This window comes from Veronia pacifica (assembly GCF_001707825.1).
GTDB classification, from domain to species: Bacteria; Pseudomonadota; Gammaproteobacteria; order Enterobacterales; family Vibrionaceae; genus Veronia; species Veronia pacifica.
The window spans coordinates 12154-34051 of record NZ_LYBM01000002.1; the positions used below are offsets into that span (position 1 = coordinate 12154).

General features: G+C 37.6%; 20 protein-coding genes. 16 read left to right on the forward strand and 4 right to left on the reverse strand.

Going from position 1 to position 21898, the window contains the following annotated elements; translation table 11 throughout:
• Positions 1–11: 11 nt before the first annotated feature.
• From A8L45_RS01575 to A8L45_RS01590, 4 genes are all read right to left on the reverse strand, one after another.
• Positions 12–2171 (reverse strand): YjbH domain-containing protein, encoded by a 2160-nt coding sequence (locus tag A8L45_RS01575; RefSeq protein ID WP_068898525.1) that lies wholly within the window; start codon positions 2169–2171, stop codon positions 12–14.
• Positions 2171–3037: a capsule biosynthesis GfcC family protein gene (locus tag A8L45_RS01580; protein ID WP_068898527.1), complete on the reverse strand. Its 867-nt coding sequence runs from the start codon at positions 3035–3037 to the stop codon at positions 2171–2173. The genes A8L45_RS01575 and A8L45_RS01580 overlap by 1 nt, the downstream gene beginning before the upstream one ends.
• A 21-nt stretch (positions 3038–3058) precedes the next feature.
• A complete protein-coding gene (locus tag A8L45_RS01585; RefSeq protein WP_068898530.1) occupies positions 3059–3778 on the reverse strand; it encodes a YjbF family lipoprotein in 720 nt (239 codons plus the stop codon).
• A gap of 94 nt (positions 3779–3872) precedes the next feature.
• A complete protein-coding gene (locus A8L45_RS01590) occupies positions 3873–4142 on the reverse strand; it encodes a hypothetical protein (RefSeq protein WP_068898532.1) in 270 nt (89 codons plus the stop codon).
• 242 nt (positions 4143–4384) lie between these two features.
• Here A8L45_RS01590 and A8L45_RS01595 point away from each other — a divergent pair, with 242 nt between their 5' ends.
• The 16 genes from A8L45_RS01595 (at position 4385) to A8L45_RS01670 (ending at position 21843) form a co-directional block, all read left to right on the forward strand.
• The gene (locus A8L45_RS01595) at positions 4385–4765 is read left to right on the forward strand and encodes a hypothetical protein (protein ID WP_083228144.1); all 381 of its coding nucleotides are present in this window, start codon (positions 4385–4387) and stop codon (positions 4763–4765) included.
• A 699-nt stretch (positions 4766–5464) separates the two neighbouring features.
• Complete coding sequence (locus A8L45_RS01600; protein ID WP_068898534.1) at positions 5465–6625, forward strand: polysaccharide export protein; 1161 nt, start codon at positions 5465–5467, stop codon at positions 6623–6625.
• A 337-nt stretch (positions 6626–6962) separates the two neighbouring features.
• Entirely contained in the window at positions 6963–7154 is a 192-nt protein-coding gene (locus tag A8L45_RS01605) for a hypothetical protein (protein WP_068898536.1), read from the forward strand.
• A gap of 64 nt (positions 7155–7218) precedes the next feature.
• On the forward strand, positions 7219–9366 hold the full coding sequence (locus A8L45_RS01610; protein WP_068898538.1) for a polysaccharide biosynthesis tyrosine autokinase: 2148 nt from the start codon (positions 7219–7221) through the stop codon (positions 9364–9366).
• A 189-nt stretch (positions 9367–9555) separates the two neighbouring features.
• Positions 9556–10617, forward strand: a complete 1062-nt coding sequence (gene rfbB / locus A8L45_RS01615; RefSeq protein WP_068898540.1) for a dTDP-glucose 4,6-dehydratase — start codon at positions 9556–9558, stop codon at positions 10615–10617.
• 61 nt (positions 10618–10678) lie between these two features.
• Positions 10679–11566, forward strand: a complete 888-nt coding sequence (gene rfbA / locus A8L45_RS01620) for a glucose-1-phosphate thymidylyltransferase RfbA (protein WP_068898542.1) — start codon at positions 10679–10681, stop codon at positions 11564–11566.
• Positions 11563–12444, forward strand: coding sequence for a dTDP-4-dehydrorhamnose reductase (gene rfbD, locus A8L45_RS01625; RefSeq protein WP_068898543.1), 882 nt, complete (start codon positions 11563–11565; stop codon positions 12442–12444). Before rfbA ends, rfbD begins: the two co-directional genes overlap by 4 nt.
• Positions 12445–12446: 2 nt before the next feature.
• Positions 12447–12992 carry a dTDP-4-dehydrorhamnose 3,5-epimerase gene (gene rfbC, locus A8L45_RS01630; RefSeq protein WP_068898547.1) on the forward strand — a complete coding sequence of 182 codons (546 nt, stop codon included), beginning with the start codon at positions 12447–12449 and terminating at the stop codon, positions 12990–12992.
• A gap of 72 nt (positions 12993–13064) precedes the next feature.
• Positions 13065–13985, forward strand: coding sequence for a nitroreductase family protein (locus A8L45_RS01635; protein ID WP_083228145.1), 921 nt, complete (start codon positions 13065–13067; stop codon positions 13983–13985).
• Positions 13946–15487, forward strand: coding sequence for an MATE family efflux transporter (locus A8L45_RS01640; protein WP_139122280.1), 1542 nt, complete (start codon positions 13946–13948; stop codon positions 15485–15487). Before A8L45_RS01635 ends, A8L45_RS01640 begins: the two co-directional genes overlap by 40 nt.
• A gap of 48 nt (positions 15488–15535) precedes the next feature.
• Positions 15536–16621: a polysaccharide pyruvyl transferase family protein gene (locus A8L45_RS01645; protein WP_068898554.1), complete on the forward strand. Its 1086-nt coding sequence runs from the start codon at positions 15536–15538 to the stop codon at positions 16619–16621.
• A complete protein-coding gene (locus A8L45_RS01650) occupies positions 16605–17768 on the forward strand; it encodes a glycosyltransferase family 4 protein (RefSeq protein WP_068898555.1) in 1164 nt (387 codons plus the stop codon). Before A8L45_RS01645 ends, A8L45_RS01650 begins: the two co-directional genes overlap by 17 nt.
• 411 nt (positions 17769–18179) lie before the next feature.
• On the forward strand, positions 18180–19037 hold the full coding sequence (locus A8L45_RS01655; protein WP_175401880.1) for an O-antigen ligase family protein: 858 nt from the start codon (positions 18180–18182) through the stop codon (positions 19035–19037).
• Positions 19003–20076: a WaaS/CpsH family glycosyltransferase gene (locus A8L45_RS01660; RefSeq protein ID WP_068898560.1), complete on the forward strand. Its 1074-nt coding sequence runs from the start codon at positions 19003–19005 to the stop codon at positions 20074–20076. The genes A8L45_RS01655 and A8L45_RS01660 overlap by 35 nt, the downstream gene beginning before the upstream one ends.
• Before the next feature lie 17 nt (positions 20077–20093).
• Positions 20094–21140 (forward strand): glycosyltransferase, encoded by a 1047-nt coding sequence (locus tag A8L45_RS01665; RefSeq protein WP_175401881.1) that lies wholly within the window; start codon positions 20094–20096, stop codon positions 21138–21140.
• Positions 21133–21843, forward strand: coding sequence for a WecB/TagA/CpsF family glycosyltransferase (locus A8L45_RS01670; RefSeq protein ID WP_083228146.1), 711 nt, complete (start codon positions 21133–21135; stop codon positions 21841–21843). The genes A8L45_RS01665 and A8L45_RS01670 overlap by 8 nt, the downstream gene beginning before the upstream one ends.
• Positions 21844–21898: the final 55 nt, after the last annotated feature.

Consider the following 21898-nt stretch of genomic DNA (forward strand, 5'->3'; position numbering starts at 1 on the left):
TCCTTATTTACTTAGTCGGCTAACGAATATTCACTTTTTTGATATCTTTGATTAGTCAGGTCATACAGATTATATTTAGTATTTAACATCTGACCACCATCACGTGTGAGTGGTATCCAACTGATAACTGAGCGATTTACAGTGGGATGAGTCATTAAAGTATCTAGCGGAATCGAAATGTAAAATCCTTTATTGAAACTACCCTCACCAAACTCTTCCGCTGATAGATTTGTTTTGGTGGCAAATGCTCCCACTTTTACACCGCTTTTGAATTGTCGAGATATATTAATCGTAAAGCCTTTATCTTCTGCTAAGTATTTTCCAGCACTAAGCTTCAATTCTAGATCTTCAATCCAAGTCCACTGGGGGCGGTAGTAAAACGTACCATGGCCAGTGACAGTTCCAGTTTGAGTTCTATAGTTACGTTTATCACGCATATCATAGTAGGTTTCAGTATCGAAAAATCCAAATTGTGATGCGGGATCGCGTTGCTTCACATAGTTGGCGTTGAGACCCAACGCCCAGTTACTATTGTGTTGTCGAAAAAGTACTTCTGCACCGACACCTGCAAACATGCTCTCGAGGTAGCCAGCGTAGAACTGCCCAAAGACACTGTCTCCGAGTTGGTCAAACTGAGTAAGTTGCAAGTTATTCAGTCTCACGGGTTGATCTGATAAGTAATTTCTTACCAATGTCCTCACCCGTTTAAGTTGGGTGGAGTCTCCGGGTGCAACGGTATGACTGAACTTATCGTAGTTATTGTAAAGGTTAAGGTGAACTTGAGCACTAAGCTCTGTATTTTGATTGAATCTGTATAAGACGTTTCCAGCAATACCTACGCTAAATAGATAAAAGTCTTCCGCGCTACCAAGTGATTGGGCCAACGTCGGCGCGAAATCATAGCTAAAAGGCTCGTAATTAGAGGCTAATACCTCAGTCTCGGGAGAGTTTTTGGGATTGGGTGGTTGGACTGCAGATACTGTTTCATCAAATGTCAGACCAATTTGCTCCTGGTTAGCGTATTTCTTATGCTTATCCGCATCAATAATGGTCTCTGTAAGTGACAATCCCTTTGACTGGTCAATAATCCGAAATGAACTGGCGCCTGTCACTGCATTTTCTATTATCGTAGCTGCTCGTTCATAGCCGCTTCCAGCATTACGATAATGAGTTTGCTTGCCGTATATCAAAATATCCTGTTTATCGCGGTATATCGAGACGTCTGAATACCCAGCATTTTTTGACAGAGAACGTGCAATCTCAGACCAATCTCGAGAAGTGTTTGGAGAATATACCGGTGCTGGGTTGTTCAACCACTCCTGTTGTAGCGAATTGAAGTTGGTTCGTAGCGTAAAACCGAGCGTCCAGATATTTCCACGCTCGAAGCTTGCTCTAAGACGCCCCCAATCTCCGAGCGCATACAACGCACCAATGTTTATATGGCTCTTTGGTGGTTGCTCCAGAGGCGCGAAATCGCCAGTATAGTCATTCGCATCGTATTCCGCTTTTAGTGCAAGTGGTCGCCACGGTGTCTGATATTCTAATCCGCCATACACTGATGCACAGCCAGTAAACCAACGTTTTATATCGAATTCTCCGCCTTTACCGCCATATTCAGATACACGACCACACTCTTTGTTCGATGAGGTCTGACTTCCGCGCAGATTTGCCATATTACCCATATAGCCCCATGCGATACCTGCTGTAATATCAATCGGTCCTACTCGTTTTGTTGCAGCAATGTACTCACCATCGAATAAACCAGTTCCTCCAAGATCTCTAACCCCAACCGAGGTTTCTGGGACCCAAAAGCTTTCATCAAAAAGTTTAAATTTAAAATCTATGCCTTTGTCTGTGTATTTAGTATCGCCACCGAAGCTACCAGAACCATAATTTCGATTCGGCAAAAGAGTGTATCGCAGGGTCGCTTCCAAGCGATCTAACAATTGTATCGAGGCATGATAGTGCTCGTAATCTGCGTTAAATGATAAACCAAAAGAAAACTCCCCATCTCTTGCAACGCGACCTGTGGGCATTTGCATTAAACCAACACCACCAAAATCTGTCTGTGAGGGCTCGAAATATCGATGATCTGCAGATACTGCCAATGCAGGAAGTGATACGAGACAGAGGGTTATAAGTTGAGACAGCGATTTTTGGTAAGATTTCATTAAAGAGGAACCCTGTTGGAGAGCAATGTGAGGAAGGTAGAATTTAAATGCTCAGCATTCTCTGAAATGTTTCTGTAATTGAAATAGACTGCACTTCCCGGGGCTAAAAATAGCTCTTGCTTGTTCCAGTAAGCAATGCCAACTTTTTTCTGTTGTCCATTGGGGGAGATCACAGTGGCATAGCTTCTGTCAGCAAGTTTTGTGTGAGGTTTAGCTGTGTTAATGATATCACTCAAACGAATACCGGGCTGCCACCGTATGTCATTATCACCTGTAGTTGCACCAAAAACAGATATGTACTGAGGTCTCGGTGGAAGATAAAGTAAAAAATTACCATCTAACAAGGGGTTATTGGGAGGGCCGATCCTTGCCGCATCGTAGTTCACATCTAACCAGATACGAGACGCAAATACGGAGCGATTGAGTTGTTCAATGTCGCTAGAAAACACATTGAAACCGTCTAAATCAGTTTGTGAATTTGCTAAGCGATTTAGTAAGGTAACCAATACTTGTTTGTCTGATAAAATTGCCCCCGTCTTGCTTGAGTCAAAAAGACCCGCAGCTGACCAAAATACGCCATTAAACGATTGCTCTTTACTTTTATCAGCTTTTATTTGAATGTCTAGCTGCGCTTTCCCATCTGTCACGACCCGAGCAAAGCGAGGAGGTAGTAAATATCTGAGTGTAATATTTTGATCGCTTTCGATTTTACTTTTCTCCACAGAAAATGAATGCACAATGTTTATTGAAGTGGCATTTACTTGTATGGAATATATAAATAGAATAAAAAAAAAGCAATAAAACAAAGACTTAAAAACGCCTATCAAATCTCGTGTTTTGCAACGACAATTATTTGCAATTAACATCTCAATGATACCTTATTTATACTATCCGAAAGGTTTCAGGATAGTCATTTTGATCTCAGGAAGACCTGGGGCAAGATGTTGACGACTTGCAAGTACATCGCCAGAGTCGGGGGATAACCAGAAATCATTAGAATATTGTAGGTCAAGTGATTTTACTCTTACATGCTCAACAATATGGATAGTATTGACGGGCTTATCGTTCACTGAAATCAGTGTACTACCTCTATTTTCGAAAGTAGAATCTACTCTCACTGCGAAGTGATTACCTGGCTGCCAATCTAAGTACCGTGTCCAGTGATTTGGCGTTGTTTTGAGTAAAAGACCATCTGATATTGGGTCTTTACTCGCCGTATTAACATTGAGTAACTCGCCCTCGCGAAGCCCATGAGTGCGAGTTAACCTTCCTGATTCGGTGACCAGCATCTTTTTGTCGGCAGACAACCAACTTAATTCTGTTTTACTTACTAAGCCATTTTGTGTGCGATGTGTAATTTTATCGGCAAATGCCAAAACTACGAAAGCTCGTGCGCCATCGCCGACTTTTGCGTACATGCTGGCATAGGGAAGGGCATCGACATCAGCTTGAGACACAAAGACATCATTACTATTATCCCACGCATCAGAAACAGTACGGCCAAGCAGTGAAGTAGTCTGACTGCATCCTGCAGACATCATTAAAAGTACATAAAATATGTGCTTTGTCCGAATAAGTGACCGGATGGTACTGATAGGTAAATTCATGTAGTCTCGACCAAGACTCTTTCAGTAAAGTAAGGTGTGATGGAGCAATTACTAGAGCTGAAGTAATCAACCAGCTCTAGCAATAAAGAAGCGATTAGTTGGTGCCAGTTGTACCGGTTGTACCTGTATCACCAGCGGCATCAACTGCTGCAACTACTGCTGCTGCTGCAACCACGCCAAAACCAACAGCAGCAACACTCACTCCACCGATAGCTGCACCACCTGCAGCACCAGCGCCAGCAGCCGCGCCTGCAGTCGAACCAGCACCTACAGAAGAACCTGCAGCTCCAGCTGTTTCACCTGCAGCAAGTACTGAAGACGACATAAATGCCGTTGCTAATAAAGCTATTGATAATTTTTTCATTGTTCTCTCCATTTCACTCAAGACTTGGCTTACTCCACAACAAAGCATATGCTATCTGCAAGATTGAGCAGAGTAAACTGCAATCAAGTAACAATTACATTTTTTAATTCAAATGTTATCAGTGATTCCAAAACTATTTGATTTTATTCTTTCAGCATTGAAGAGAATAATGCGGCCTATATAGTTTGTCTCTACAAGATCGTTACATAGGCATAGCCCAAATGTATACCTGGAGTATCGAAATGATTAATTCTCTATCCTCTAAAGTGTTTCCAGCAATACTACTTATAGCTGTCTTGATGTCCCAGGCTTGCACATCACCAATGACAAATTTGATGGAAACCCATAACGGTGTTATTGAGTGGTCTAGCGGGACGAGTGAATATGTGAATGTATCACTAACAGCTGAATACCTCACATTTGTCGATAGAGGTTTTGCTAACCAGAGACATGTCGTAATTTATAGTAGAATTGATGGTGCTTCTGATGCGCGTTGCGAGTATTACGTTAACGAGCCTAATCCAAAAGCAAGGCTTACGCTATGTGATGATGGTGAAATTAAGCTCATTCAAGGTGGGAATACTTTGAATGTAGGGCGGTTGAAGATTTTTGAACGGTCATGAGTTATCTGTTTTTTGATCAGGCCGATTGGTTTTTCGTCGTAAGCTTAAATGCCGTTAGTGATAGTAAGATGTATATTGGCTCGGTTTGGGAACATAGGCCGTGTATTTAGCAGCCTTAGATGTAATTTGAATTTGCTTTTCGTGATGAACTTTTTGAGTGTCGAGGGCAAAATGCGTCCAGAGATAAATGAACTTCTACACAAATTTTCCTTGACACGGAATAATTAACGCTACCAGTTTTCTTAAACTTTAAGCTGTGTCACAATCGACAAGCTGCTTTGGTGCGTGATTGTCATATAAATATGATAATGTTTGGTGAAAATTAAGTTTGTGTTTCTAGACAGTACGGTCTCCGCTGTTGGTTGATTTAGTAAAACGAAAAGACACACATCGAATTTAGGTCTAGTGAACATTGAAACTCTGTTTGCAGAATGAGTATCTGCAAACTCTATTTACTAGCTAAAATCAAGCTGTTTATACGAAAAACAACAAGATATTTAATGATAAGGATTTGGGGCCTACACCTAAGGGCGGTAGCGTACCAATTTTTCAGGAGCGGAGTTCTGGTTAATTCTGTGCCTAATTAGTTAGACTTAAATTTTAGACTAATTGACAATAATATTGATTTAATCTCTTCATTTTGTTTTTGACTTCAGAGTCAACGATTAAAGAACGAGTTTCAGGTAGTGTAGAGCGTTTATGAATATAAAATCCAAATTCTTTATTATGGTTTTGGCCTTGGGGGCTCTATCAGGTTGTTCCATGGTAGGAAGTCATATAGAGCTCGATGCAAAGACGATTGAATCCAACGATGCATCTAATGATATTTCAACGATGGTTATGGTCCATCCCCTGACAGTAGAAAGTGTTTCAGAATTTAAATCACCATTACCGCAGTCTCGGGCCAATCCATCGCTTCAGTCTCAGATCGCTTCTTATGAATACCGTGTGGGCGCTGGTGATGTACTTAACGTGATCGTATGGGATCACCCTGAATTGACGACGCCTGCAGGACAATTTAGAAGTCCGAGTGACTCAGGACTTTGGGTTGATGCTGATGGTACTATTTTCTACCCCTATATCGGCCGTGTCGATGTACTACACAAAACCGTATCAGAGATACGTGCCATTATTGCCAAGCGATTAGCAAAGTATGTTGAAAAGCCACAAGTTGATGTGAACGTGGCGGCATTTCGTTCTCAGAAAGTACATATCACAGGTGAGGTTGCCCAACCCGGCCAACAGCCTATCACTAACATCCCCATGACGCTTCTAGATGCGGTAAACATGGCTGGTGGATTGTCGGAGAATGCCAACTGGAAAAAGGTAACCATTGTTCGAGACGGCGTCAAAGAAACCACTTCGCTGTATGCGCTGATGCAGCGAGGAGATATGCAGGAAAACCGTCTGCTGCAAGCTGGCGACATTATTAATGTCGACAGCAATGACAACCAAAATGTTTACGTGTTTGGCGAGGTTCAAAATCCAAAACTTTTAAATATAACCAGAAATGGTATGTCGCTGACAGCAGCATTGAGTAGTGTTGGTGGAATTAATGAGCTTGAGGCGGATGCAACAGGCATCTTCGTTATTCGCGGTAGAGAAGTTGACGCGATGAATAGTAAGAAGACTTTAGACAGTGATAATCACTATATCGCCGATCTATACCAACTGGATATAAAAGATGCGACAGCTCTAGTAGTTGGTACTGAGTTTGAACTTGAACCTAAAGACATAGTTTATGTTACCGCAGCCCCAATCTCTCGCTGGAATCGTGTCATTAGGCAGCTGCTACCCACTATTAGCGGTTTTGATACGCTTACTAACGGAGTGAGAAGAGTACGCAATTGGCCAAATTAATAGTGCATTTGGAAGAAAGCACGGTTTTTCTCGACTTCTAAGGGCAATGATGCAGACGACGAAAAAGGATAGATATATGTTTAACAGTACTCGCTAGGTATGTATTAGGAATATTTGCTACTTCCGAACAGTGGAGCACCTGCCAAATCGTCTGCTCCCAGTAAATTAATAGTATCAGCGGGAATTGCTACTGACAGAAGTAAGCTTGCTGGCCAATTTGCATGACAAGCTGTCCTAGTACACGAACTTAGCTCAGAGCAGATCATTAATCCGCAACTCACGGGGTCAATGTACCAGGACTTCGAGCTGATTCTGGTGATGGAAAAAGGACATATTGATGCAGTTTACGATATTGCGCCAGAAGCCCGAAGCTAAATTACGTTGTTCAGTCATTGGCTGGATGAAGCCGGTATCTTTGGCCCACCAAAAAAGCGAAGAAGTTCATCAGCATTTTGAGAACCTAATTGAAAAGTCAGCTCACAAAGGGGTCGCCCAAGTTATAAAGCTGAAATTGGTTACCTACTTTTAACTTTAATTAAAACAAATTTTAATCTGCCCAAAACGTGGCACTTGAGAGCGAAACGAAGAAGCGTATGACAACAACGAATACAACGCAGACAGCATCAGATGAAGTAGATTTAGGTCGCTTATTCGGCATATTAATTGACAGCCGTTGGATGATAATCAGCATTATATTTTTGTTCGCAGCTATTGGTGTGGCATATGCGGTACTGAGTGCACCCATCTACAAGGCAGATGCCCTGTTGCAAGTTGAAGAAAAAAGTAATGGCATGCCAGCACTTGGTGAAATGGGAGAGCTATTCAGTAGCGAGTCATCATCGTCGACTGAAATAGAGATTCTTAAATCACGTATGGTGTTGGGCAAAACCGTCGATAAGTTTGCGCTTACCACAGTGATAGAGCCTGTTTACCTGCCATTTGTTGGAAAGGGCATAGCAAGATTAAACCATGCTCAGCCAACTATTGATGTTGCTCGCTTCACCATACCTAAAGATGTGGATGATTCCTCTTTTGTATTGACCATTGATGATACTGAAGCTGGCAAATACCGCTTGTTAAACAGCCGTGATCAGACTGTATTAACAGGCGTTGTTGGTGAACTCGCTGAAAGTAACGGCTTTAGTCTCCGGATACTTAAAGTAGATGCCAAAAACGGCACCTCATTTACAATCAGTAAAAGAAGTCGATTTGATGCCATTCAGTGGATTCAAAAACATTTGACGGTGAGTGAGCGCGGTAAAAAAACGGGAGTGCTTCAGCTTTCTTTTACCGGAGAAAACAAACAGTTTATTGGAAAGCTGCTTGATGATATTGCAACCAATTACTTTCTTCAGAATGTTGACAGAAACTCAGCAGAAGCACAGAAAAGCCTAACGTTCCTTGAAAGTAACCTACCTAAAGTAAAACAAGAATTAACTGACGCAGAAAACACGTTGAATGCCTTCCGATTAAAAAACGAATCGGTTGACTTAAGTCTTGAGGCGAAAGCGAACTTAGATGCTGCGGTAAAAGTGGAAGCCACTTTAAACCAACTAGCTATTGAAGAGAGGGATTTAGCCACCAGGTTTACCAAAGAACACCCTCTTTATTCAGCACTTATTGAGAAACGTAAAGCAATACTTGAGCAAAAAGCCAGACTAAATAAACAAACTCAAGCTTTACCGAAGACGCAACGCGAAGTACTACGCTATACAAGAGATGTAGAAGTTAAACAGCAACTTTATGTTGAACTACTTAACAAAGTACAAGAGCTAAAGATCGTTAAAGCAAGTACGGTGGGGAACGTACGCATACTTGATTCCGCTCAAGTGTTTAGCGCGCCGATAAAACCGAAAAAGTCCTTAATTTTTATTCTCGCTACGATTCTTGGGGGGATGTTGGGTGTTGGCATCGCGTTATTACGAGCTGCACTTCATAAAGGTGTTGAGAACCCTGCTGAACTTGAAGCAATAGGGTTATCGGTTTACGCAAGTATCCCGCTTTCAGAACAACAATCTGGCTTAGAGAAGCTGTATAAACGGCAGAAAGTACAGTCTTCAAATGAGGGACTTTTAGCGGAATTAAACTCGGCAGATCTCTCTATTGAAGCTCTTCGTGGACTTCGTACCAGCTTGCATTTTGCAATGATGGAAGCAAAGAACAATGTATTGATGATATCCGGTCCTAGCCCAAATATCGGTAAATCTTTTGTGTCTGCTAACCTTGCTGCAGTGATGGCGAAAGCCGGGCAGAGAGTATTAGTGATTGATGCAGATATGCGTAAAGGTTACTTGCAAAAATATTTTGGGATTAATTGGGAAAACGGTTTAAGTGATGTGCTATCAGGTAAGGCAGAGTTTGCAGATGCTGTTAAACATTCCGGCGTTGTGAACCTAGATATGTTGACACGCGGTAGTGTACCACCCAATCCATCAGAGCTTCTGATGCACTCGCGTTGTAAAGAATTTATTGATTGGGCATCGAATAATTATGATCTGGTGATTGTAGATACGCCGCCTGTGATGGCAGTGACAGACCCTGCAATTATAGGTGCACTTGCAGGGACCACTTTGATGGTTGGGAGATTCGGCGTCAATCCGATCAAAGAAATTGAAGTGTCACGAGAGCGTTTCGAAAAAGCTGGCGTAGAAGTGAAGGGATTTATCTTAAATGCCGTTGAGCGAAAAGCAAGCAATGCATATGGTGGTAATTATGGGTATTACAACTACAGCTATAAATAAAGCTAAATAGTTAATGGTATATTCTAACATGTCAAAAATATCACTTAGTGGCATGTTAAGTGCACAAATAAAGATACTTATCCCAATATATCCATATAAAATTCGTATTTTTCTTACCGAATAGCTCTGAGTTTTACCTCGGAGTTATAGCCCCGAAATTTATCCGACTACATAAAAAGAGAGTCAATTTTGAAGATTCTATTAACTGGTGGTGCGGGCTTTATTGGCTCAGCCGTTGTACGTCACATTATAAAGAATACGAAAGACAGTGTTATTAATGTAGACAAACTAACTTATGCTGGGAATTTAGAGTCCATTGCTGACTTTGAATGCAATGAGCGTTATGCATTTATTGAGGCTGATATTTGTAATCGCAGTGCGATGGACGATATTTTTGCTATCTATCAACCTGATGCGGTAATGCATTTAGCGGCGGAGTCTCACGTTGATCGCTCAATCGATGGCCCTGCAGCATTTATAGAAACCAATATTATCGGCACTTACACACTATTGGAGGCTGCTCGTCAATATTGGAATGCTCAGAATGACGATAAAAAAGCATCGTTTCGTTTTCATCACATCTCCACTGATGAAGTATATGGTGATCTAGAAGGAACTAACGACCTTTTTACCGAAGAAACATCCTACGAACCGTCTAGTCCATATTCTGCATCAAAAGCATCTAGCGACCACTTGGTTCGTGCGTGGCAGCGTACATATGGTTTACCAACGTTAGTGACGAACTGCTCGAATAACTATGGGCCATATCATTTCCCAGAAAAACTCATTCCGTTGATGATTTTAAACGCGTTGGAAGGGAAAGCTTTACCAGTATACGGTGACGGCATGCAAATTCGTGATTGGTTGTTTGTTGAAGATCATGCACGTGCGCTTTACAAAGTAGTGACTGAAGGCGTTGTTGGCGAAACTTACAACATTGGCGGCCACAATGAAAAAGCCAACATTGAGGTAGTGAAAACGATTTGCTCGCTCCTTGAGGAGTTGGTTCCCAATAAGCCGACGGGGGTCACTGAGTACAAAGAACTTATTACTTATGTAAAAGATCGCCCGGGGCATGATGTCCGCTACGCGATTGATGCTTCCAAAATTGAACGTGATTTAGGTTGGAAACCAGAGGAAACCTTTGAATCAGGTATTCGTAAAACTGTCGAGTGGTATCTTATAAATCAAGAGTGGTGGGCTCGTGTACTTGATGGCTCTTACTCTCGCGAACGTTTGGGTTCAAATTAATTGAGTCTTCTTATTTTGCTGTCTTCAGCCCCTCAAATTTAAACGTCGGAACTAATTATTTATGAAAGGTATTATCCTTGCTGGTGGTTCAGGAACTCGTCTTTACCCCATAACTCGCGGTGTTTCAAAGCAGCTACTACCCGTATACGACAAACCTATGATTTATTACCCGCTATCGACCTTAATGTTAGCGGGAATTCGCGATATCCTAATTATTACCACTCCTGAAGACAACGAGAGCTTCAAGCGTTTACTGGGTGACGGCACAGACTTTGGTATCAATCTAGAATATGCCGTACAGCCGAGTCCTGACGGGTTAGCTCAAGCATTTATCATAGGCGAAGACTTTATTGGTGATGACAATGTGTGCCTGGTTTTAGGTGATAACATATTCTACGGTCAATCTTTTGGTAGGCAGTTGAAAAATGCGCGAGAGCTTGCTGCAACTAGTAAAGCCACAGTGTTTGGCTATCAGGTAAAAGATCCAGAGCGTTTCGGAGTCGTCGAATTTGATGACCAAATGCGTGCGATTTCTATCGATGAAAAACCAATAAAGCCAAAATCAAATTATGCGATAACAGGCCTGTATTTCTATGACAATCGTGTTGTTGATTTTGCAAAAGATGTCCGACCATCCGAGCGTGGTGAGTTAGAGATAACAACACTGAACGAAATGTACTTAAACAATGGTTCACTGAATGTTGAGTTGTTGGGACGTGGTTTCGCATGGTTAGACACTGGAACTCATGAAAGCCTTCATGAAGCATCTTCTTTTGTTCAAACAATAGAGAATGTTCAAGGCTTGAAAGTGGCATGCCTTGAAGAAATTGCTTGGCGAAACGGATGGCTCTCTACAGAAGAAATTGTAAATCTAGCTAGACCAATGTTAAAAAATGAATACGGTCAATACCTCATTCGCATAATTGCTGAGGACGGAAATAAGTTATGAAAATACTATTAACAGGAAGCTCTGGACAAGTCGGACGTTGTTTAGTTGAAAAATTGAACAATACGATTGGTACAGAGTTTATTGCACTAAATAGAAACGAACTTGACATCACTGATTCGATTTCTGTTGATAAAATTGTAACGTCTTTCCAGCCTAACGTGATAATCAATGCTGCAGCGCACACGGCTGTCGACCGCGCTGAAGAAGAAGTTGAGCTTTCATATGCTATCAACAGAGATGGCCCAGAAAACTTGGCTAAAGCAGCAGCTAGAATTGGTGCAACAATACTACATATATCTACGGACTATGTCTTTGCTGGCGACAAAGATGGCGAATATGTAGAAAATGACGAAACTGTGCCGCAAAGTGTTTACGGTAAAAGTAAACTGGCGGGTGAAATCGCTGTTGCCGAGGCGTGTCATCGTCATATCATTATTAGAACGGCCTGGGTATTTAGTGAGCACGGGGGGAACTTTGTAAAATCTATGCTGCGTTTAGCTGAGAGTCGAGACGCATTAAGCATTGTTGCCGATCAGTTTGGCGGCCCAACGTATGCGGGTGATATTGCCGATGCACTACTTCAAATCTCAGCGGCTATTGTCAAAGAGAAAAACGTAGAATTTGGTATTTACCATTATTCTGGTATGCCGCATGTGAGCTGGTATGACTTCGCTAATACCATTTTTATTGAAGCGAAAGAACAGGATGTGTTAAAGAAAGTTATGGCAATAAACCCAATAACGACTGCAGTCTATCCAACGCCAGCAAAACGTCCGGTAAACTCCAAACTGAATAGCGGGAAAATTAATATCCAGTTCGGAATAGTCCCAAGTAATTGGCCGTTGGCTCTAAAAAATTTGAAACACTACATGGGTTAAATATGAAAGTTATTGATACCGAAATCCCTGATGTGAAAATTATAGAGCCGACAGTATTTGGAGATGAGCGCGGATTTTTTATGGAGACGTGGAATCAACAAAAGTTTGAAGAGCATGTCACAGGAAAGCCGACTACCTTTGTACAAGACAATCACTCCAAGTCAAAGAAAGGAATTCTTCGAGGCCTACATTACCAAACAGAAAATACTCAAGGAAAACTTGTTCGTGTGGTTGCCGGAGAAGTGTATGATGTCGCGGTGGACATTCGCAAAAACTCTAAGACATTTGGTCAGTGGGTGGGTGTATATCTATCAGCAGAAAACAAGCGCCAGCTATGGGTACCCGAAGGCTTTGCTCATGGCTTCTATGTTACAAGCAATGAAGCTGAATTCGTATATAAATGTACTGATTTTTATAATCCTAAAGCAGAGCATTCAATTTTATGGAATGACGTTGAACTTGGTATTAAATGGCCAATAATGAATGAACCTATATTGTCTGTAAAAGATAAAAATGCCTCTCCACTATCTAGAAACCAACTTGTGTAATAAGAGATTAATCAAGTGATCATAAATAGATTAAAATACATAAAGAAATCATTAGTATTATTTCTTTCATATATGAAAGACTACAGAGTGTATCAAAATGCATCATTGATAAAAAAGCACGAAGATGTAGAAGGAGTACACTCACTAGGTCTTATTATTCGTTTATATCACACGATTGAAAAAGGTCTCTCAGTTAAAGAGAGAAGGTACGAATTTTCAATGGATCACATTGAATTACTACAAAAAAAAATGATGACATATTGCGGCGATAAAAATGAACCTCATTTTTTAAGCGCTTTTAAAACTCTGGGTATATACTTTTCCATACATGAAAAAATAGAGTGTAGTAAACGATTTAATGCTCAGGCAAGAATTTTTGAAAATTTGAAAAAAAAATATGGTAAAACTGAAATTGGGGGAGGTACAAAATCTGTAAAGAAAGTTGAATACCCAAATAGAATTGAAACGATAGAAATTTTAAAAAAAAGACATAGCATTAGAGACTACGACGGAGAGTTTTTAATTGATAAGCAGGATATAATAAGAGTCATAGATTTAGCCAAGTTGTGCCCTTCAGCGTGTAACCGACATGCAATAAAAATATTTTACTCTCTAGATAAGCACAAAAATAGTGAAATTCTAAAATATCAAAATGGTAGTAGAACATTTAGAGACAACGTTCCAGGTTTGCTAATTGTAGCATCTGATTTAAGATACCAAGAGGGGGTTGAAGAAAGGAACTTAGGCTATATTGAAGGTGGCATATGGCTGATGTCACTGGTTAATAGTTTATATTTAAATGGTTTCGGTTCCTGTGTACTTAACTGGTGTGTAAGTCCATCTCATGATCAAGATTTTAAAACAGCATTTGGAATCCCAGAATATTATCAGATTTCAGCATTGATTTCTTTCGGTAAACAAACTGAAGACCAAAAAGTACCATACTCTATAAGATGCAAGTCAGAAGACTTTATCGAAAAGGTAGAACTTTGAGGAAAGTAAAAAAGCTAGTAACTAATAGCGTTTTAATGTTTTCGCGTATGGCGGTTATGATGCTGATTACTCTATATACATCAAGAGTCGCAATTGATTATCTCGGTGAAGAGGTGTATGGGTTATTTAGTTTAATAACAGGCGTTATCGTACTGGGGGCTTTTTTAACTACAATTTTAGAATCTACAGCGCAAAGGTTTATCTCAGAATCAATTGCATTACAAGACGACAAGCAAACGACAATAAGTACCCTATTTTCAGTTAACTTAGTCATGGCTATTACATTGTCAGTGATAGTTTATATCATTGGACAATATTATATTGAATATAAACTAGTCCAAAATGTAGTTAATAGAGAAACAATAGATAAAATATTTGTTGTAGCGATAATCACATTTATAGTTGGTGTTGTTTCATCACCATTACTCTCTATTTTTGTAGCATTTGAGAGAATGGGGTTATATGCAGCGATCACTTTTTGTGAGGTAATTTCAAAGCTATTGTTGTTGATATTTTTAATGAATGGAAAATATGACTCGGTACTATATTACTCGTTAGCACTCTTAACTTCAGTATTAATATCTAGATTATTAGCAATTTGGCTTTTGCGAATATATATTAAAAATTTGAAAATCCGCTTTGGTTTTGACAGAAACAAGCTAAAAAGAATATTTTATTATGTATCTTGGAATGCTTTTGGCTCATTGGCAGCAATTGCCAATAGTCATGGCGTGAGCCTTATTGTCAATGCGTTTTTTTCTCTAAATGTCAGTGCATACAGAGCAATAGCTCTGCAACTAAACTCTGCAATAATCCAAATCATCAACAGCGTACAAATTTCTTTCAACCCACAAGTTGTGAAGAATTATACTAAAAGTGATTATAGTTATTTATCATCATTAATTACAGTCAACGGTAGGGTTGTAAATTATCTATGCACCCTTATTATCGTTAGCCTAGTGGGTAATGTTGAAAAAATATTAGAATTGTGGCTTGGTGATAGTCAGCAATACCTTGTGAAATTTATATATCTTATGCTTGTCGATATATATATTATTTGCCAAACAAGTGCGCTTGTTTCTCTTGTCCAATCGACAGGAAAAATTAAAATTTACCAAATTGTTGTAGGTGGAACGATGCTAATGAATATACCTCTTTGCTATTTTTTATTGGGTATACATAAATCGCCACTAGTCGTTTACATCATTCCAATTATCATATCTCTTATTTGTATGCTAGAAAGGTTTATATTTGTTAAACATTTAAATATAGTATGTTTGAGTAATTATATTATAAACTCGCTACTCCGAGGCTTACTAATAATTCTTAGTCTAATATTTTTAAAATATACATTTTTAGATCAATCCATTCCGTTATATCTTAATATTTTAATATCAATTTCTATGTCTACATTTTTTTGGGTCATATTTGGACTGAAATATAGAGAATTACAATGGGCATGGAGTGTATTTACCTCTCAAAAAAATAATGTAACAAAATAAATATTATCTTACGACTTAATTAAACTAAATAGAAAAAGAAGTATTAAAATGAAAAAAATTGGAATTATAACTTTTCATCGAGCACATAACTATGGCGCTGTTCTTCAAGCATATGCGCTACAGAAAGCAGTCAAAAATCTGGGTTTTGATGTTGGATTTATTGACAAACAAAACAAAAAAATTGAAGAAGCTTACAAGTTGTATCCTAAATTCTCATTCATGAAAATTAAAAGTGAAACAAGAAAACTTGCACATCTACTACTTGATTTTAAAAGGAAGAGCCAAAGACACTCTGCATTTGAAAGTTTTATTTCAGAAAATCTTAATTTGTTAAATGTAGATAAGAACCAACCTAACTTTAGCTCAGTAGTTTTAGGAAGTGACCAAATATGGAATTTTACTTATACAGATGGTTTCGATGATCTATATTTTGGTGAAGATTGCAGTTTCAGCGCCGATAAAATAGTATCGTATGCCGCGAGTATGGGAAAAGCCGACTTAGAAGAAAAACTGATAAATCAACTTAATAGAAAATTAGCTAAAATAGATACAATCGGTGTTCGGGAGGATAGCTTACGAGACTTTATCCAAAAAAATTACGAAATGGAAGCCGAAGTCAATCTTGATCCAACTCTTTTACTAGATAAAGACGACTGGCAAGAAATAAGTGCAGAAAATATTAATAAAGAACCGTATTTATTAGTATATGAAGTTCAAGAGAATAGAATAACTCAACCTACTGTTAATTATATTGCAAAAAAATTGGGCTTACGAGTCATCACATTGTCAGCTAGGACAGACTTTAGGACGCCAAAGGATCACATATCAAACGCTTCACCAAACGAATATGTTAGCCTCTTTAGAAACGCGGCTTATGTTGTAACGACATCGTTTCATGGAACAGTTTTCTCTATCATTAATAATGTGTCATTTACAACAATTGGATTTGACAATGAAATTGATATTCGGAGTAAGTCTATCCTTGCAAAACTTGGAATTCCAGAGCGTATGATCGGCAAAGACGATGAGATATCTAATATTAAATTTGATATAAATTATACCAAAGTTGAAGATAAACTAAGTTTAATGAAAAATCAATCATTGAGTTTTTTAAAAAATGCAATTGAAAGCTAAAAAAATATTATTTGTCTTTCATAATAATGATGGGCACAGTGGTGCGACGGCCTCAATGCTGGATATTATTAAATATTTAGCTAATCAAAATAATTTAACACTTTGTGCTGTTATTCCTCATAAACCTGGAAATCTTGAGAGCAACTTACGAGATTTGAATGTGGAAGTTTTCATAGAAAGATACTATTCATGTAGATATGGAAATAAAGAGAGTTCATTCTTTGCCAAATTACCGACATTAAAGTCATTATTAAAGTCTGCGCTGACTTTTTTATCTGCTGTAAAGTTTCACTTTTCAAAAAATAATAAATTTGACCTTGTCTATAGTAATACAACTGATAATTTTTGGGGCTCTATCTATTCAATAATTTCAAGTATTGATCATATTTGCCACATTAGAGAATTCGGACTAGACGATCAAAATCAATTGCAGTCAATTGGCAATCGGAACTATTACAATCTTCTCAATAAAAGCACCGTAAATGTGATTGCTATTTCAAAGAGTATCTCGAAATACTTAGTCGAAGAGAGAAATATTGAATGTGGAAAAATAGTAGAGATATATGATGATGTAGGCGATGAACTAGAAGATTTTCAATATAGAAAGTTTAATAGTGAAATCCGACTATTAATGGTTGGCAGCTTCTTAGAAGGTAAAGGACAAGAATTTGTAATTGAATCAATTCAGTTGCTTAAAAACCAAGGTCTAGATATTCATTTGGGCCTCATCGGAGATGACTCTACACCATATGCAAGTTATCTAAAAAGAAAATGTTCTGAACTAGAGATAGAGAAAAATGTACATTTCTATGGATTTAGACATGACGTGAAAAAAATCAGAAAAAGTTACAACTTTGCCGTTATAGCTTCAACTGCTGAAGCTTTCGGTAGAGTTACTATAGAAGGAATGATGTCTTCACAAATTGTAATTGCAAGTGATACAGGTGCAAATACAGAGCTTATCAAACAAAATATCAATGGATTTCTATTTAAATATGGATGTAAAAAATCATTTTGTGACACAGTTATAAGCCTTGCAAATAATGATTTTGATCTAGAACGTGTCCAAAAGAATGGATTTAGTTACTCTAAATCTTTTTATAGAAATGAGTGTGGTAAAGCAGTACTCAAATTAATTCATAGTTAACGGCATGTTATGCGTAATTCAATATTCAATATCAGAACATCCACTTCAATATTCGGTTTTTTTTCGATAATAAGTGCCTATCTTCTAACAATAGGTCCGATTAATATTAGAATTTATGAAATAGGATTTTATATATTTTCATGTTCTATATTTTCACATATACTTAGTGAGAGAAAAATCAACTATAAATTTCTGATAGTATATCTAATAATTATGACATTCGTCTTAATGTCAATGTTTTCAATATTGGATTACAATGACATATACCAGAGATATTCTTTTCTATATCTTCTCAATAAATTAGTACCGATTTTAATATATGGTTTATGTGTATTTTATATAGGAAGAGATTCTATTGAATTTTTCTTTAAAGGACTATTGGCTATATGTTTTCTAGGATCAATTTTTGTTATGGTGGAGTATATTGAAATTTTAAGAGGTACTTACTCCGTCTCTAAAACCATTTTCGGCGTAATAAACGTTGATCCAAAAAAAATCACTGACTATATAAACCAAGGCTTTATAAGACCATCAGGTTTATCTATAGATCCAAACTTTATGGCAGGTTATAGTGGTCTATGTATTATTTACCTTTTTGGAGTTTACAAAAATAAATCTACATTTTCATTGAAAAGGTGGACTTTCGCCCTTCCATTATTTTTTCCAGCATTTGTTTTATTATCAAGGACTGCCATTTTTTCTATATTAATTACTTTGTTGATTATTCTGATATTGTCTATATTTGGGCTTTATCGAGGCAGAAAACATTCGCTTAATCAACTAACCCTCCTCGGTTTTTCTGTGGTCTCTGTCGTCTTTATTAACGTTGTAATAACACAGCCTGAGCTTTTGGAAAATATTTTAAGGCGGTTTTCTGTCAATGACGGCAGTGCGAGTCAGCGCATGGAGTATATTAAGTATTATTTATCCAATAATTCATTATCTTCAATGTTCATTGGAGGCGGCCCATATTCGTCCGGTTATATATTAGGAAAGGAATTTTTTGGTGATAATTTTGTTTGGGCGCCTGAAAGTGCATATCTTTCAATATTAATTGATTATGGTATTCTTGGGTTTACGTTCTTCTTAGGTGTTATTTTTTACACATCGTTGAAGTTATATGTAAATAGGGATTCATATTTTCCAGTGTATATCTATTTGTGTGTAATGCCGGTGGCATATAATTTTATGGGCGATAGAATTTTCTTGTATTTAATTACAGCTTTTTCAGTTTATGCATTTAAATATAGTAGGTTTAATTTTGAGTAATAATAGTATCTTAATTATTTGCCCAAGTTTTAATGGTTATCAAAACGAGATAAAGCATGGTGTGGAGCAAAAAGGTTACGAATCAGACCTCATCACTTATAACGAAGAAATAGCATTTGGAATTAATAAGCTAAAGTACCTATTAATACTTCTTGTAAGATGTATTTTTTGTATTTTTTGTATGGATTACAAGAAAAGTGAAAGCTATGCAAAAATAGAAAATTATATCTATCTTAGAGGAAAAGAAAACTTAAATAACTATCTTCAATCTGAGATAGATAAATTGATTAAAAATGGGAAGATATATAAATCAGTTCTTGTAGTTAAGGGCTTCGGGTTAAATTACAGCACTATTAAAAAGATAAATCTGGCATCACAAAACAATTCAATTCTGTACCAATGGGATCCGTTGTTACGTTATCCCGATGTATTAAAAACTTACGATCACTACCAAAAAGTGTTCACATTTCAAAGTACAGATGTTTTTAAGTATCCTGAATCTATATATTTTCCTACATTCTATAGAAAAGATAAGTCTTTAGAGAAATGTACATTAGAATATGATCTTTGCTTCGTTGGTGTTTTCGCCATCGGTAGGTATTTTAGATTGAATAAAATTAAAAAGAAGTGTAAAGCACTTAATCTTAGAGTTTATTTTAAACTTTATAGCAGGAATACTTTTTTACGGTTATTTGTGCCATCAGATTATCTAATTGATAAGAAGTTAGGGGCTGTAGAATTACGGGAAATCTATTCGAGGTCAAAATGTGTGGTAGATTTGTGCCACTCTGGTCAAGACGGCATAACCCAGCGAGTTTTTCAAGCGTTATCTTTGTCTAGGTATGTTTTCAGTGATACACCAGATATTGAAAAATTAAAAAAACTCCATCCGTCTTTGAAAACTCTAGTTTTTGATTTTAATACAATAGAAAATTTAGGCAATGCAACTCTTGAAAACACTTGTTTTTTGGAAGCTAAAAATAGTATCGAATCATATGAAGTCAGTAATTGGTTATCAACAGTATTGGATATAAAATAGTGAATATTCTATTCCTTATGGAAGATTTCGAAATGGGTGGTGTAGAGAATGTTACTCTAAGATTAATATCTGGATTATTAGATATTAGCCCTAATTATAATATCTCTGTAATTGGGTTAAGAACTGATGGGGTTCTTTTCAGACAGTTTGACAGCGTTTCAAATGTCACTAGTTTAACAGGTAACAATTTCTTTCAGCAGTGCAAATCACTAAAGAAAAACATAGATGAAATAGTGCCAGATATTGTCTTTTTCACCAAAGGAGGTCTAAGTCGCTTTAGTTTCTTATTTGGCAGTAATATAAAGACTTACGTGGTCCAACACGTTCCAATAGCTTTGCCAAGGAATAGGTTACACTTGAATTTTTTACGGAGGCTTTTTGCAACTTTTCTCTACAGAACAGTAACTGGTGTTGTTTGCGTTTCTGACGGTATAAAAGATGATCTAATTGCTAAGAAAGTTGTTCCTGAGGAGCGGGTTACTCGCATATACAATCCAGTTTTAGATGACAAGTTGTTCAAGTTGTCAAAAGAAGTCTCTGTAGAGTACAGCGACTATTTTGTTTGTATCGGTAGGTTACACTTTCAAAAAGGCTATGACTTTCTTATAGAAATAGTTAAATACCACAAAAGATTTAATCCGAATGTTAAAGTGGTAATTATTGGTGATGGTCCACTGAGGTCATGTTTGGAGCAGAAAATTAAAGATTTTGATCTTGAAGATAATATCTTGTTACACGGTGAAGTGCCAAATCCATTTCCGTATATTAAGAATTCAAAAGCTTTGCTATTACCATCAAGATGGGAAGGATTACCAACTGTATTGGTTGAAGCTTTGGCACTCAAGAAGCAAGTTATTTCTTTCGATTGTCCCTACGGACCAAAGGAGCTTACCTGTGGTGGGCGATACGGCTTTTTAGTCGATTCTGCAGATTATCGTAATTTTTCTGCAGCGATGAGTGATGTCAACCATTCGCCTAAACCAGAGCTAGATGTGAGTGAGTTTTTGATTTCTTCTTCTTGCCTAAATTATATTAGTTTATTTTCTGAGGGTTCACATGGATAACCTGAATGTTCAATGTGGAACGGCGTTTGAAAACTCTTTTAATTATTTCCTCAAGTCAAAAGGAAAACATATTATATCTTTTGTCAATCCTTTTTCTTACTATCAGTTAAAGGGTGACAGTAAATATAGAGATATTGATAAGCTTTTTTCTGATGGTTTACTACTTTGTACTTTACATCGTATTTTTTTTCGTAAGATAGCCAGAGCAAGTTTTGACTTTAGTTCAGTAGCGGATTTTGTCTTTGAAGAAGCATTACATCAAAACGCTAGACTCGCCATTGTGGGGGCAACTGATGATGAAAATAGAAAAGCTGTTGATATAATTGAAAGGAAGTATCCAGGCATTAATATAGTGTACACTAGCAACGGTTATATTAAGCGCGACCAATTGTTATTAGAGTCTATTGAATCGGTAATGCCTGACTTAGTTATATTGGGTATGGGGACGCCCCATCAAGAAAACTATGCACTTTTTTTGAAGGACAACTTACATAATGATTGTTTGATTATAACTTGCGGTGGTTTTCTAACTCAAACGTCAATACGTGAAGACTACTATTTCCCAGTGGTAAAGAAACTTGGTCTACGTTGGTTACAAAGAGCAATCATGCATAAACATGTCAGAAAAAGACTTCTAAAAGAATACCCATTATTTATTATTAGATATATTTCAGAAAATATTTACCATAAGTTGATCAATTAAATTGACAACAGTCAACCTTCTTTTACCTTCTATCATCTTAAATGAAATATCTACT

What these genes read in the sequence shown, in the direction of transcription:
- A8L45_RS01590 (WP_068898532.1), bottom strand. Translation starts at nt 4,142, where the DNA reads ATGAAAAAATTATCAATAGCTTTATTAGCAACGGCATTTATGTCGTCT.
- A8L45_RS01650 (WP_068898555.1), top strand. Translation starts at nt 16,605, where the DNA reads ATGCAATTGAAAGCTAAAAAAATATTATTTGTCTTTCATAATAATGAT.
- A8L45_RS01665 (WP_175401881.1), top strand. Translation starts at nt 20,094, where the DNA reads ATGGAAGATTTCGAAATGGGTGGTGTAGAGAATGTTACTCTAAGATTA.
- A8L45_RS01660 (WP_068898560.1), top strand. Translation starts at nt 19,003, where the DNA reads ATGCATTTAAATATAGTAGGTTTAATTTTGAGTAATAATAGTATCTTA.
- A8L45_RS01605 (WP_068898536.1), top strand. Translation starts at nt 6,963, where the DNA reads ATGCAGTTTACGATATTGCGCCAGAAGCCCGAAGCTAAATTACGTTGT.
- rfbA (WP_068898542.1), top strand. Translation starts at nt 10,679, where the DNA reads ATGAAAGGTATTATCCTTGCTGGTGGTTCAGGAACTCGTCTTTACCCC.
- A8L45_RS01575 (WP_068898525.1), bottom strand. Translation starts at nt 2,171, where the DNA reads ATGAAATCTTACCAAAAATCGCTGTCTCAACTTATAACCCTCTGTCTC.
- A8L45_RS01640 (WP_139122280.1), top strand. Translation starts at nt 13,946, where the DNA reads ATGCAAGTCAGAAGACTTTATCGAAAAGGTAGAACTTTGAGGAAAGTA.
- rfbC (WP_068898547.1), top strand. Translation starts at nt 12,447, where the DNA reads ATGAAAGTTATTGATACCGAAATCCCTGATGTGAAAATTATAGAGCCG.
- rfbD (WP_068898543.1), top strand. Translation starts at nt 11,563, where the DNA reads ATGAAAATACTATTAACAGGAAGCTCTGGACAAGTCGGACGTTGTTTA.
- A8L45_RS01610 (WP_068898538.1), top strand. Translation starts at nt 7,219, where the DNA reads ATGACAACAACGAATACAACGCAGACAGCATCAGATGAAGTAGATTTA.
- A8L45_RS01580 (WP_068898527.1), bottom strand. Translation starts at nt 3,037, where the DNA reads ATGTTAATTGCAAATAATTGTCGTTGCAAAACACGAGATTTGATAGGC.
- A8L45_RS01655 (WP_175401880.1), top strand. Translation starts at nt 18,180, where the DNA reads ATGGTGGAGTATATTGAAATTTTAAGAGGTACTTACTCCGTCTCTAAA.
- A8L45_RS01595 (WP_083228144.1), top strand. Translation starts at nt 4,385, where the DNA reads ATGATTAATTCTCTATCCTCTAAAGTGTTTCCAGCAATACTACTTATA.
- A8L45_RS01670 (WP_083228146.1), top strand. Translation starts at nt 21,133, where the DNA reads ATGGATAACCTGAATGTTCAATGTGGAACGGCGTTTGAAAACTCTTTT.
- A8L45_RS01600 (WP_068898534.1), top strand. Translation starts at nt 5,465, where the DNA reads ATGAATATAAAATCCAAATTCTTTATTATGGTTTTGGCCTTGGGGGCT.
- A8L45_RS01635 (WP_083228145.1), top strand. Translation starts at nt 13,065, where the DNA reads ATGAAAGACTACAGAGTGTATCAAAATGCATCATTGATAAAAAAGCAC.
- A8L45_RS01645 (WP_068898554.1), top strand. Translation starts at nt 15,536, where the DNA reads ATGAAAAAAATTGGAATTATAACTTTTCATCGAGCACATAACTATGGC.
- A8L45_RS01585 (WP_068898530.1), bottom strand. Translation starts at nt 3,778, where the DNA reads ATGAATTTACCTATCAGTACCATCCGGTCACTTATTCGGACAAAGCAC.